This is a genomic window from Tunturiibacter empetritectus, assembly GCF_013410875.1.
In the GTDB taxonomy this organism is placed as follows: Bacteria; Acidobacteriota; Terriglobia; order Terriglobales; family Acidobacteriaceae; genus Edaphobacter; species Edaphobacter empetritectus.
This window is the reverse complement of the sequence record NZ_JACCCU010000001.1, coordinates 2,767,469-2,780,106: the sequence shown is the minus strand read 5'-3', so window position 1 is coordinate 2,780,106 and position 12,638 is coordinate 2,767,469. Positions and strand designations below refer to the sequence as shown.

The window sequence follows — 12,638 nt, the reverse complement described above, 5'->3', positions numbered from 1 at the left end:
GCCATAACTTTTGAAGCGCGTTGCCTGCGGGACAGCGTAGGAAGTTATGGGCGAATTCGAAGGGATCCAGCGAAGAATGAAGAAGACGATGTTGTTGTTGGGCGCGCTGACGTTATCTGCGGCCGCCGGTTATGCGCAGGAGAGCCGGCAGGACGTGAGCGTAAGCGGAAGCGCGGCGTTTGCCCCACAGATTACCGGAAACAGCGTGCAGAAAAACACAAGCACGACTATTGGACTGGTTGCGAGCTACCGCTATCTGCTGACGCCGCGGAGCGGACTTGAAGTTAACTACGGATACCAACAGAACACGCAGTACTATCAGGTCTTTGGCAAGGCTAACGGCGGCATTCATACTCTGCAGCAGGAGGTTAGCGCTGCCTACGTCTTCAACCTGAACTTCAAGCACTTTAACCCGTTCCTTGAAGCTGGTCCGGGGGTAATGTTCTTCTCGCCGTTCAAGGATGCGGGATCGACCAACCTGGACGCGAAGCGGAATACAAACATTGGCGCTCTCTTTGGCGGCGGTGTCGCGTATGAGCTAAGTCCAAGCTTCGACATTCGAGCGGAGTACCGTGCGTTCCTGGTGAAGACTCCGACCTTCAGCCTTCCGGGCAATATCTTCAATACCAATCGCTATGAGATTATCTCGACTCCTTCGATCGGTATTGCTTATCACTTCTAACGGTCTGCAGCTTTAAACAGGAAAAGCCCCGGCGTGAACCGGGGCTTTCTCATGTTCTGAATTACGAGTACCTGACAAACAGTCTTCTATCGGAAGCGATAGGCCGCACCCAGCGTGAGGATGTTCGGGGTAAGACTGGAGCCGGCGAAGCTAAACCATTGCTGGTACTCCCAGTCGGCGCGTATGTAGAGGTACGGTTTCACCTTGTAGTCGGTGCCAATACCGGCAGCTATAAGGTTATACGCGAGATTCGGGCGGAATCCGTCCGGGTTGACAGGGAAGTTGAAGACGCCGCGTCCGTAGAGAACCTTGCCATAAGGGACGAAGCGGCGATATTCGCGAAAGTAGCGGCCGCCCACCTCATAGGTCTTCTCGTAGAGATCATTCTGATCTTTGACGAAATGGAATTCGCCCGTGACCCCGATGTGAGAGAGAAAATCGAAGTCAAAGTAGGCAGCGCCGCCATTGAACCGATCTCCGTAGTCGGAGTTTGCGGTGGAGAAGCCGCCACCAATCTTGAGATCTCCTGTGCGAGTGGCCGTTGGATTGGCCTGCGCGCTTAGCATCGATGCGGTCCCCAACAGACCCAGAAAAAGAACAGTCTTTGTCAGCACGTGCACTCCTGTCGAACAGCGTATTCCTTACCGCAGGCTGAAGAGCGCAACGACAGGACATTGAGGTGAAGCAATAACTTCATCATGAGTCAGACTCTCCGGCTAGCGCCAAGTATAAGCAGCACCAATCGTGTAGGCAATTGGGGAAAGGCCATTGGGTGCAAGGCCGGGCCACTTCTGGAGCTCCACATCGAAAGCCCGTACATTGATATGCCGAGTTGCTCGCACATCCAGGCCGCCGCCGCCCGCATACTGGAAATATGTAAATGTTGCCGGCGTGTTGAAGCTGCCAGACTGGAAACCGAAGCGGCCAATACCGAAGAGGACTTTGACATAGGGCTCAAAGCGCTTGTAATGCCATTTGTAGCGCGGGCCCAAGAGGTAAGAGTTCTCGCTGATATCGCCGGGCGTGATGACGGAGATGTGAATGTCGCCTTCGGCTCCCAAATGTTGACCGATATCGTAGTTGCCGTAGATGGTGATGCCCTTAATATATGGCTGCGTATAGTCGGGACTGATGAACGTTCCTGCGGCACCGATCTGTATCGAAGCTGTGCGAGTGGCGGTTGGAACGGCTTGCGCATGCGACCAGTGAGTCAGACTAAGGACGCAGGCGAAACAGCCGATGAGAATATGCCGCTTCAACAGTTGTGCCTCCTTATCAAACAAAAATTGATGCATACGTTGTGTCGAGGGAGCGGGACCCAGACAATAAAAGGCGTGGACGGTCTGAATGAGCAGGTCCATCCACGCTCTTAGGTTTTAGTTTTGTTGTGCGTTGGTTGGTGGGGGAGTGGCAGCCGGTGCTGCTGCGGCTGGTGCTGCTGTATTGTCTGCAGGAGCTGCGGTCAACGGTTGTGCGGCTGGGGCCGCTGCAGGTTCTGCGGGTGCTTTGTAGTAGCTAAGTTTCAAGTAGACCGGCTCAACCTCAAAGGGCATTTTGTCGGCTGCTGTTAGGAGAGGCTCGAAGGCCGAGTGCAGGACGAATACCTGATCGGTCCAGGGATCGAAGCGGAGGAAGCTGGCCAGTGGCATCGCTGCCTGTTGTTTCAGGTCCTTCATATCCAGCTTCGGGCCCTTTGTCGTGATGGCCTGCATCCAGAAGGTAGGATCTGTGTCGCTCTTGACGAGGCCGTCGCCAATCATCGGCTCGTTGAGCGCTTTCAAACTCTTAACTCGCTGCTGTAGTTGCTGGAGGTAGAGGCTGAAATACTGCTGTCCGCCCTCGAGTTCCTTCGCATTGAGCAATTCCATTGCTTTCTTTGCTGCTGCAGCGTTGTCAGCATCGGTGTGATGCATGGGGATGCGGTTGAAGACTGTCGTGGAAGGAAAGAGCAGACGGTCGTTGAAGGCGTACTTGGTGTCGAGGCGGTGAGCGAGAATGATGTGTGCAATCTGGAAAGCCAGAATTGCATTGAGGTTGCCCATCTGTTGCGCGCCGTCTTGAGTGACAACGCCAGTGGTATCAAGCAAGCTCTTTGAGATGACGATGGTATTGCCAATTGCGAGAGACTCCAGCGGTTCTGTCAGCAGCGTTCGGCATCGTATCGGCCTGGAAAGTGTGATGTTGTTGTACGCAAGAATGTTGCCAGCGAGTGCTTCAAGAGTTTTGTCGAACTCGCTTGGCGCATCGAGTAGACCAGCCTGGAAGAGGCGCTCGACGATATTGTCTTCTGCCTGCTGGACCCAGGCGCGCTGTGCTCCCAGAGGGCTGACATCCTGAGCGTCGTTGCTGACGTCGGTTGCGCCGACAACGTCCATTGAGGTGTTTTCGCTCTCTGGCGGCGGGACCTTCAGAACATAACCCCAGATATGATTAATCGCTTTGAACTTCAGAGTGCGTGAGACGCTCCTGGGGTCGCTCTCTTCCACGTAAAAGGAGGTCGGCAGCCAGAGGTCGGGCTGGACGTTGGTCCGCCAGCTGTCAAAGTGATAGAACTCCTTCTGGTCTTCCTGGGTCCCGGCGAAGTCACCGTTGAAGCGAACAACGTTGCCGCTGCGCGCCTCGATCCAGATACGGCCGAAGAAGCGACCGAAGGATTTCTTACCTTCAATCGGGGTTACGTCAAAGACGGCCGTCGGAGTGTTGCCGAGGAAGTCGTTGCGCACGTAGCCAAAGGTATAGTGCTGACGATCGAAGCTGTTGGAATCCATCAGTAGCATCTGCACAAAGCCGGATTCGTGGAAGTTCAGATGGAGACTATTGCCGAGACCGCCGACGAAAGAGACGGAGTGCTTAAAGAATCCGAGTTTGCCGTCATTGCTAGTGCCCTTTGAGGTCTCTTTGTTGACCACATATGAGTTGTCGCCGATGACGCTCTTGAAGTCGACGCGGCTGAGGAAGTGCTCGTCAGACTCCGGAACCTGACCTAGAAGAGGATCCGGCTTCATGGTCTGGATGTAGGTCTCCACAAGAGGAGCCCGCTCCTTGACGGTCTTGACGATCACCTTTTCGCGGGCGATCGCCTTGTCAATCAGTGCGTTCTGCGCGGCCGTCGGTTTGCGCGTTGAGGAGAGATCATCATCCATCTTCTTCTTTTTGCCAGGATGTAGGATGCCTGCTCCCGCGGGGAGAGTGGTTGCGACTAGAAGTGCCAGCAGCAGACCGGCGGTAGACTGTTTCCCGAGAATCATGATTTACGGCTCCTACGGTGACCCCCTGGGGTCAGCCTGATTATGGACTAGATGCTATTTCATGCTGCAACAACGGAACAAAAAAAGTTTCTTATCCGGCGAGTTGGAAAGCTACATTGACAACACCTTCCCAATCGATCGGATGACCCGATGCGTCTGTTGCGGGTTGAAAGCGTGTGGCCTGTACGGCGTGAATGGCAGAGTCGCCAAGGCCGTGGCCGAGATCGCTGGTTACGCCCAGAACCTGGACAGCACCAGAAGAGGAGACCCGAAGGCGGACAGATACGACGCCCTCAATATGAAGGTTGCGAGCCTCCGCGGTGTACTCTGGCTTGGGTTTGAAGAGAACCTTCGGTGCGGTCTTCGCCATTGCCGCAGAAGGCCCGGCTGGCTTTGGCATCGGAGGAGGAGCGTTTTGGCCGAGATTGACGACGCCGGCGGTGCGACCTGGGGCATTCATCGGTCCAGTGCCACCAGTGACTCCAAGCTTGACGCCGACAACGCCAGCTGAGGCGTTATCTCTACCATGCATATTCTGACTGCCAGCTGAACCGGAACCAAGATTGACAATAGTTGACTGCGCGCCCATGCCGTTATTGGAAGCCGGCATCCCCGACATTCCTTTGTTGCCAAGATTGATGGAAGTTGTCGAAGGACGGTTCGAGGGTGCGATTGGGTTGGTCTGTGAGCCGAGGGCGACAGCAGTTGGATGGGGAGAGTTGTTGATCAGCGCAGCCGGCTGAGCTTGTGCAAGGCTGACGACCTTGGGCGCCGGTGGAGGTTGAACGAGCTTGGGAGGTGCCGGAAGAACAACCGGCATCTGCTGCACCATCTTAATCTCAGGCGGCTTCGGAACGTCAGGCAGCTTTACGTCAGGCAGCTTAATTTTCGGCGGCTCGACCTTAACCACTGGTGTAGGCGGAAGTTTTGGCGGCTTGATCTTGATTGGCGGCGGCTCGTCGGGCTTCTTCATCGGAATCGGCTCAGTCAGCTCAGTAAGCTTGTGCCTAGTGTCAATCGTCTTCTTCGCAGCGGCGCCGATGATAATAGCGCAAAGCGCAAGCACAACGTTCAGAGCGATAGAGGTGAAGAGCGAGGACTTGCTCTGGTTGCCGTCGTTCAGGACGCCGAAGTGTGCGAATTGCATATTCTGCGGTGCGGGATCATCACTGCGAAGCGGCTTTGCCATAAAAGTCCTTGAAGTGCCTCGTACCGAGGGCGGGAGAGTTACACCAGTACTGTTATGAAAACAGAACCGATGCGAAGGAGGAATAACTCCGAGGTGCTATGCCGGAGCGCCATAGGGTGATTCGAGCCCGTCGTCTTTGACTCAATGCAACTTGTCACATCACCGGGGGGGTGGAACGCTGTGTCGGCCCGACTTAAGAGACGCAAGCGAGGAAGGAAAAGGTTGTAGCAGGCTCCATGCTTTAGGGAGGTGTCTTTTTCTTTCAGGGCCGGGGCTCTGCTTTTCTCTTTGTTTACTACTACTGCAAGTATAGTGCCGTAAGCGTAAGTGATTGACACTGGCACTTTTGTGGTATCCAAGAAGGGTACTAGGAGACGATGAATGAAGATTCTGATAACAGGTGGAGCAGGGTATATCGGCGGTACGGTAGCGCGGATATTGCTGACTCAAGGTCATGCCATCACGGTGTTCGATAACCTTTGCCACAGCAAGCGCTCGGCGGTCGCTGAAAACACCAAGTTTATCGAGGGCGATATAGCGGATCGTCCTCTGATCGAAAAGACTCTTCGCGAAGGGTGTTTTGATGGCGTGATGAACTTCGCGGCCCTAATCGAAGCTGGCGAAAGCATGAAGCATCCAGAGGTCTATTTCAGAAACAATACTGCGGCAACCCTGACTCTTCTGGAGGCAATGCTGGCTACTGGACACGACCGGCTGGTCTTCAGTTCCACTGCTGCCTGCTATGGGGAGCCTGAGAAAACGCCGATTCTCGAGGACGCGAAACTGCAGCCTACCAATCCCTATGGTGAGAGCAAGCTGCTTGTTGAGCATATGCTTCGATGGATGAACCTCATTCATGGGTTTAAGTATGCGAGCCTGCGCTACTTCAATGTCGCTGGAGCTGTTGAGGGGTACGGGGAGGCGCATGAACCCGAGTCTCACCTGATTCCGCTGATCCTCGATGTAGCGCTAGGGAGGCGGGCGAATATTAAAATCTTCGGCCGCGACTACCCGACCAAAGATGGAACTTGCGTCCGCGACTACATTCACGTGCGTGATCTGGCTGAGGCCCACCTTTTGGCTCTACAAGCGCTTAGCGACTCAAACAGCCGGCTGATCTACAACATTGGTAATGGACAGGGGTTCAGCGTTCTTGAGGTCATTGAGTCGGCGCGCCGCGTGACGGGCAGGACCATTGCTGTGGAGGAGTGCGATCGCAGGCCGGGCGATCCGGCGGTTCTTGTGGCGAGTTCGGCGAAGATCAAGGCTGAGTTGGGGTGGTCGCCTAAGTATGCGGAGTTGGATCAGATTATGGCCAGCGCATGGGAGTGGCATCAGAAGCGATATGCGTAGCAGCGTTTCGAACTGGGCGGCGAGCGTGGAGTGGCGCGCTGCCGTCCCGGCGCTGATGTTGCGATGAGGTAGAAGGAGGCATTTTGATCGAGAGCATGTTTCATCTGCATCTGCCGCTGCTGGAGAAGATTCTCCGGCCGGTTATCGTCTACCTTTTTCTGATTGGATTTTTGCGGTTGTTCGGTAAGCGAGAGCTTGCGCAGTTGAATCCATTCGATTTGGTGGTTCTGTTGAGCCTCTCAAACACCGTGCAGAACGCCATGATTGGCGATGACAACTCTGTATCCGGGGGGATCATCGGCGCGCTATCTCTGCTGACGATCAATTGGCTGCTGTCGCGCCTACTCTTCAATATGCCAAAGCTCAACCAGGCCTTCGAAGGATCATCTTCGGTTTTGATTCGTCATGGGATTGTCGATTGGGAGGAGGCCAAGCGTGAAGCGCTCACGGAGATTGAGCTGCGATCTGTGCTCCACAAGCAGGGATTCGACGACTTCAGCGAGGTTGAGAAGTGCGTTCTCGAGCCGAATGGAAACTTCTATCTCGAAGGGATCAAGTCGATGAGTGATGACGCGCAACGGGCGGAGTTGAGAAAAGCGATCGAGGAGCTGCATCTCGAGGTGAGACAGATGCGTATTGAACTGGCTTCCCGAGGAGCGTTACCGATTTGAATGAGAGGCCTTGTGAGTAAGTGATCTGAGGCAGCTAAGAGTTTGCTGAGTTCTTCTCGAGCGCTTTTGTGTAGCGTTCCGGCGGGGCTGGAAGTTGGGAATCGCGTACGGCGGCGCGATATCCTCCCATATAAATCGAGTACATCACCGCCAGCGCACAACCCACCCCGAAGGCGAAGCCAAGAAAGACGCCAATCAACGATGGCCAGTAAAAATTCACGATAGTTGGAGTCTACCGCGGCCAGCCATTTAGAGTTCTAGTACAAAATAACGTTCGATCCGGGAGAGTTGCGATGCAGACATGGCAGCGAATAGCGGTATGCTGGATCACTGCGACAGCGGTTGGCATGGCAATTCCATCACGCGCGCAAGAGGTCTCGGCGCTGGTCGAGAAGCAGCTTCCGGACTTTTTGACGACCTACAAGAGTATTCATGCTGCGCCCGAACTCTCTCATCATGAGGCTCAGACCTCGGCCTTGCTGGCAGGCGAACTACGCAAGGCGGGTTACTCCGTTACAGAGCGCGTGGGAAAGTATCCTGACGGCTCGCAGGCGTATGGCGTGGTCGCGATTCTCAAGAATGGCGCAGGTCCAACCTTACTAATCAGGACCGACCTTGACGCTCTCCCGGTGACCGAGAAGACGTCGTTGCCTTATGCAAGCTCTGTGCGATCGAAAAACCCTGCGGGACAGGACGTCGGCGTTATGCATGCCTGCGGGCATGATGTTCATATCACCACCATAATCGGGGTAGCGCGCAATATGGCTGCACTGATGAGCCAATGGCACGGGACGCTGATGTTGATCGGGCAGCCGAGCGAAGAGACGATCGATGGGGCGAAGGCGATGTTGGCTGATCATCTGTATGAGCGCTTCGGTCAGCCGGACTTGGCGATTGCGCTCCATGATGCGAACTTCGCGGCGGGCAAGGTCTCGGTGGTGTCAGGTCCGGCGCTGGCTAGTTCTACCTCAATCGATGTGGTGATGCGAGGCGTCGGCAGCCACGGTGCGGCACCGGAGGCGGGCAAAGATCCGATCGTGATGGCGAGCGAGTTTGTGGTAGCGGCACAGACGATCGTGAGCCGGTCTATTGCTCCCGACCAGCCGGCCGTTGTGACCGTGGGCGACATTCATGGCGGTACGAAGCGCAACATCATTCCAGACGAAGTGAAGATGGAGCTGACAACCCGCTGCTACAGCGAGGCGGTACGACAGGCGATCATCGAGGGTGTACGGCGCACAGCTAAAGGAATCGCCATTGCGGCCGGCGTCCCAGAGGACAGGATGCCACTCGTGACGGTGCTTGAGGGCGAATCGACGCCGGCCACGATAAACGATGCGGTGCTTGCGGCACGGCTGCAGAAGATATTTGTTGAGAAGCTTGGTGTCGAAAACGTAGTCGAGAGAAAGCCCGTCATGGGCAGTGAAGACTTTGGAATATTCAGCCTCGATCACAAGATTCCGGCAGTCATCTTCTGGCTCGGCGCCTATGACCCTGCGAAGGTGGCGGAGAGTGAACGCACCGGCTCCGTGCTGCCTTCACCACACTCTCCCTTCTTTGCTCCGCTGCCGGAGCCGACCATACGTACCGGCGTCACGGCGATGACTGATGCAGCAGTCTCATTGCTGCAATAAAAACTGACACCGATTGAGTGGTCTCGGCGTCAACCTATGGGACTTCTTTCCATACATGAGGCTTAGTTCACTAGGGGATGGTGAAGTTATGCTCGACTCACTTCGCTGGAGCCGTGGGCGTGGGCGTGGAGGCAGCAAAGATCTTCAGGGCGTTTTTTACGGTGTAGTCAAGCCCCCAGGCGGTGGGGATGATGACGATGATCCAGGCCGCCGCGACTAGAAGTGGAGAGGATTTTTTGACGTTTGTGGAATCTGCCATGAGAGCACTCCTGAGTCTGGGATACGGGCGGAGGTAAAAGGCACTCCGCCGGGTTAGGTTAGTGGGCTGGCCCAGCGGCGACGGCGACGTTCTGGTCTTTCAGCCAATACTTTTCAGCAACCGGCCGCACCATCAGGTTTGCCACAAAGCCGACGATCAGCAGACCGCACATGATGTGCAGGATGAGCGGATAGGCTTCCTGCTTACTCATGTGATTTGCGACGTAGTGGTCGAGGATGCCGTTGACGATGAGCGGGCCGATAATTCCGGCAGCCGACCATGCGGTGAGCAGGCGGCCGTGGATGGCAGAGACGTTGAAGCCGCCGAAGAGATCCTTCAAGTAGGCGGGAATGGTGGCAAAGCCTCCGCCGTACATCGAAATTACCAGCGCGGCGATAGCGACGAAGAGCGGAATCGAGTCGATCTTGTCCTGGCGCGAGAAGGGAAGAAAGAAGTAGAGAATGGCACCGAGCGTGAAGAAGGTGAAGTATGTTCCCTTGCGCCCGATGAAGTCCGAGACCGAGGCCCAGAGAAACCGGCCGGCCATATTGAAGATGCTCAGAATCCCTACGAAACCGACAGCGGCTGCGGGGCTGATCTGGCCCTTGAAGAGGTCCTGAATCATCGGCGCTGCCTGCTCCAGGATTCCGATGCCTGCTGTGACGTTGACGAACAGCATGACCCAGAGCAGCCAGAACTGTGGCGTCTTCCAGGCCTCGGTGACGGCGACGTTATGGCTCGATATCAGCGCGGAGTGGTTGACCGATGGAACCCATCCCTCCGGTTTCCAGCCCGTTGGCGGGACGCGTATGGTGAAGACGCCGAACATCATGAAGATGAAGTAAAGGACGCCCATGGTGACCATGGTGTAAGGAATTGAGGGCTGGCCGGCGGCTTTGAAGTGAGCCATCAGGTTGCTGGCAAGCGGTCCGCCGATCATTGCGCCACCGCCAAAGCCCATGATGGCGAGGCCGGTAGCCAGGCCTGGACGGTCGGGAAACCACTTGATGAGGGTCGACACCGGGGAGATATATCCCAGTCCCAGGCCGACCCCGCCAATCACTCCATAACCGAGGTAGATAAGAGCTAGTTGATGCGTGCTGGCTCCAAGCGAGGCAATCACGAAGCCTGCGCCGAAGCAGATTGCGGCGTAGAACATCGCGCGGCGCGGACCTGCTTTCTCCAGCCACGCTCCAAAGAGTGCGGCTGATAAGCCGAGGACTGCGATCGCAATCGAGAAGATGTAACCGACCTCTTTGAGGTTCCAGGCGGAACCATCAGCTGCATGCAGAGCCAATAGAGGATTTTTGAAGACGGAGAAGGAATAAACCTGCCCGATGGAGAGATGGATTGCAAGGGCTGCGGGTGGGACCAGCCAACGGCTGTATCCTGCAGGGGCTATAGAGCGGTCACGGTCGAGAAAAGCCAGGGCCATTGAGAACCTCAGGAGTTGGTAGGTCGTTCATCGTCGAGCGGAAGGCACATAAAACAGTTGATTTCTCTGACAGTCAGATGCGAAAACCACCATACATGATTCGGACAGCACCCGTGTCATCAAAATGCAACGCGCACAGGTTGCCCGGTTAGAGTTGTATAGAGTACCTTCACCTTGCGGGATGAAACCATGGAGGGTTGTGCGGGAGATGTCTGAACAGAGTACGGATCTGGATTCGAGTCTGCGGGAGAACCGCGTATTTCCGCCGCCGCCGGCGTTTGCCGCGCAGGCTCACGTGAAGAGTCTTGAGCAGTATGAGGCTATGTACAGGCACAGCGTGGATCACCCGGAGGAGTTCTGGGCCGAGGCCGCTCACGAACTTGATTGGTTCGCGCCGTGGACGAAGGTGATGGACGGCGAAGGAGCACATGCAAGATGGTTTATCGGGGGCAAACTTAATCTCTCGCATAACTGTGTCGATCGTCATGCTCTGGGAGACCGCAAGGATAAAGTCGCTCTGTTGTGGGAAGGTGAGCCGGGTGAGGTCCGCAAGGTAACATTTGGGGAGTTGCATGAGCAGGTGCAGCGCTTCGCGAATGTGTTGAAGTCGCTGGGAATCCGCCGTGGCGACCGAGTTGCGATCTACATGGGCATGGCGCCGGAGCTTGCGATTGCTTTGCTCGCCTGCGCACGAATTGGTGCGGTGCACTCTGTGATCTTTGGCGGTTTTGCAGCTCATGCCATCTCGGACCGCGTTAATGACTCCAGCTGCGTCGCCATCCTCACGCAGGACACGAGCTACCGTCGTGGTTCCGAGGTGCAGTTGAAAGCAATCGTCGATGAGGCGATGGAGAAGTGTTCCACGGTCAAGCATGTCGTCGTCTTCCGGCGCTCGGGCTCTCCGGTAATGATGCAGCCTGGCCGCGATCTGTGGTGGCATGAGGAGATGGAAAAAGCCTCGGCGGAGTGCGCTGCGGAATGGATGGACGCAGAAGATCCGCTGTATCTGCTGTACACTTCCGGGACTACCGGCAAGCCGAAGGGTCTGCTGCATACCACCGGCGGCTACGCTGTGCAGACCTATCTCACCAGCAAGTACATCTTCGATCTGCGCGATGAGGACGTGTACTGGTGCACCGCAGACATCGGCTGGGTGACAGGGCATAGCTATGTTGTTTATGGCCCTTTGCAGAACGGTGCGACGGTAGTAATGTATGAGGGCGCGCCTAACTGGCCTGAGTGCGACCGCTTCTGGAAGATCATCGACGACCACAAGGTGACCATCTTCTACACTGCTCCGACAGCGATCCGAGCCTTCACAAAGTGGGGAACCGAGTGGGTGAAGAAGCACTCGCTCGACTCTCTGCGGCTGTTGGGTACGGTAGGCGAGCCTATCAATCCCGAGTCGTGGATGTGGTACCACCGCATGATCGGCAAGGAGCGTTGCCCAATTGTTGACACCTACTGGCAGACCGAGACTGGGGCCATCATGATTGCTCCAGTCCCTGGCGCTGTGGCAACCAAGCCGGGCTCGGCTACAAGACCGTTTTTTGGAATTGTTCCCGAGGTGGTTACGAAAGAGGGCAAGCCCGTTCCCGATGGCCATGGGGGGCTTCTTGTTGTACGCAAGCCCTGGCCTTCCATGGCTCGAACCATCTATGGCGATCAGGCCCGTTACGAGGCGGCTTACTGGAGCGAGGTTCCCGGCAGCTACTTTACCGGCGACGGCGCGCGCCGCGATGCCGATGGGTACTTCTGGTTGATGGGACGCGTCGATGATGTCATCAATGTCAGCGGCCATCGACTAGGCACGATGGAGGTAGAGTCGGCGCTTGTTGCCCATCCGAAGGTGGCGGAGGCGGCTGCAGTCGGCAGGCCCCACGAGATGAAAGGGCAGGCGATTGCCGTATTTGTCACGCTGGAAGGTGGTCACGAGCCTAGTGAGGAGCTGCGTCAGGAGTTGCGGCAATGGGTCGCGAAAGAGATCGGCGCGCTTGCCCGGCCGGACGATCTGACTTTCACCCAGGCTCTGCCGAAGACACGCAGCGGAAAGATTATGCGGCGACTTCTGCGCGAACTCGCAACCACCGGTGAGGTGAAGGGCGATACCACTACGCTTGAAGACTTCACCGTGATCGCAAAGCTGCGCGAGGGCGAGGAGTGATGG

General features: G+C 56.2%; 12 protein-coding genes. 5 read left to right on the top strand and 7 right to left on the bottom strand.

Annotation, left to right across the window (positions count from 1 at the left end):
• Window positions 1-46: 46 nt before the first annotated feature.
• The gene (locus HDF08_RS11505; RefSeq protein ID WP_257030988.1) at window positions 47-682 is read left to right on the top strand and encodes a porin family protein; all 636 of its coding nucleotides are present in this window, start codon (window positions 47-49) and stop codon (window positions 680-682) included.
• Between the two features lie 86 nt (window positions 683-768).
• On the opposite strand, the gene HDF08_RS11500 is transcribed toward HDF08_RS11505, so the two are convergent.
• The 4 genes from HDF08_RS11500 to HDF08_RS11485 all read right to left on the bottom strand — a co-directional run bounded on the left by HDF08_RS11500 (window position 769) and on the right by HDF08_RS11485 (window position 5,119).
• Window positions 769-1,296, bottom strand: a complete 528-nt coding sequence (locus HDF08_RS11500) for an outer membrane beta-barrel protein (RefSeq protein WP_179638590.1) — start codon at window positions 1,294-1,296, stop codon at window positions 769-771.
• A 102-nt stretch (window positions 1,297-1,398) separates the two neighbouring features.
• Window positions 1,399-2,043, bottom strand: a complete 645-nt coding sequence (locus HDF08_RS11495) for an outer membrane beta-barrel protein (RefSeq protein WP_179638589.1) — start codon at window positions 2,041-2,043, stop codon at window positions 1,399-1,401.
• A 15-nt stretch (window positions 2,044-2,058) separates the two neighbouring features.
• Complete coding sequence (locus HDF08_RS11490; protein ID WP_179638588.1) at window positions 2,059-3,930, bottom strand: hypothetical protein; 1,872 nt, start codon at window positions 3,928-3,930, stop codon at window positions 2,059-2,061.
• Between the two features lie 91 nt (window positions 3,931-4,021).
• Window positions 4,022-5,119 carry an energy transducer TonB gene (locus tag HDF08_RS11485; RefSeq protein ID WP_179638587.1) on the bottom strand — a complete coding sequence of 366 codons (1,098 nt, stop codon included), beginning with the start codon at window positions 5,117-5,119 and terminating at the stop codon, window positions 4,022-4,024.
• A 381-nt stretch (window positions 5,120-5,500) separates the two neighbouring features.
• On the opposite strand from HDF08_RS11485, the gene galE reads away from it, so the two are divergent.
• Together galE and HDF08_RS11475 are read left to right on the top strand one after the other, a co-directional pair.
• Window positions 5,501-6,472 (top strand): UDP-glucose 4-epimerase GalE, encoded by a 972-nt coding sequence (gene galE, locus HDF08_RS11480; RefSeq protein ID WP_179638586.1) that lies wholly within the window; start codon window positions 5,501-5,503, stop codon window positions 6,470-6,472.
• Window positions 6,473-6,555: 83 nt separating this feature from the next.
• Window positions 6,556-7,143, top strand: a complete 588-nt coding sequence (locus HDF08_RS11475; RefSeq protein WP_179638585.1) for a DUF421 domain-containing protein — start codon at window positions 6,556-6,558, stop codon at window positions 7,141-7,143.
• A gap of 34 nt (window positions 7,144-7,177) precedes the next feature.
• On the opposite strand, the gene HDF08_RS11470 is transcribed toward HDF08_RS11475, so the two are convergent.
• The gene (locus tag HDF08_RS11470; protein WP_179638584.1) at window positions 7,178-7,363 is read right to left on the bottom strand and encodes a hypothetical protein; all 186 of its coding nucleotides are present in this window, start codon (window positions 7,361-7,363) and stop codon (window positions 7,178-7,180) included.
• A gap of 73 nt (window positions 7,364-7,436) precedes the next feature.
• Between HDF08_RS11470 and HDF08_RS11465 the strand changes: the two genes are divergently transcribed.
• Window positions 7,437-8,777 (top strand): amidohydrolase, encoded by a 1,341-nt coding sequence (locus HDF08_RS11465; RefSeq protein WP_257030987.1) that lies wholly within the window; start codon window positions 7,437-7,439, stop codon window positions 8,775-8,777.
• 97 nt (window positions 8,778-8,874) lie between these two features.
• On the opposite strand, the gene HDF08_RS11460 is transcribed toward HDF08_RS11465, so the two are convergent.
• Together HDF08_RS11460 and HDF08_RS11455 are read right to left on the bottom strand one after the other, a co-directional pair.
• Window positions 8,875-9,036 (bottom strand): MFS transporter small subunit, encoded by a 162-nt coding sequence (locus HDF08_RS11460; protein WP_179638583.1) that lies wholly within the window; start codon window positions 9,034-9,036, stop codon window positions 8,875-8,877.
• Window positions 9,037-9,094: 58 nt separating this feature from the next.
• Window positions 9,095-10,471 (bottom strand): L-lactate MFS transporter, encoded by a 1,377-nt coding sequence (locus HDF08_RS11455; RefSeq protein WP_179638582.1) that lies wholly within the window; start codon window positions 10,469-10,471, stop codon window positions 9,095-9,097.
• Between the two features lie 208 nt (window positions 10,472-10,679).
• On the opposite strand from HDF08_RS11455, the gene acs reads away from it, so the two are divergent.
• The gene (gene acs / locus HDF08_RS11450; RefSeq protein ID WP_179638581.1) at window positions 10,680-12,635 is read left to right on the top strand and encodes an acetate--CoA ligase; all 1,956 of its coding nucleotides are present in this window, start codon (window positions 10,680-10,682) and stop codon (window positions 12,633-12,635) included.
• The last annotated feature ends 3 nt before the right edge of the window (window positions 12,636-12,638 follow it).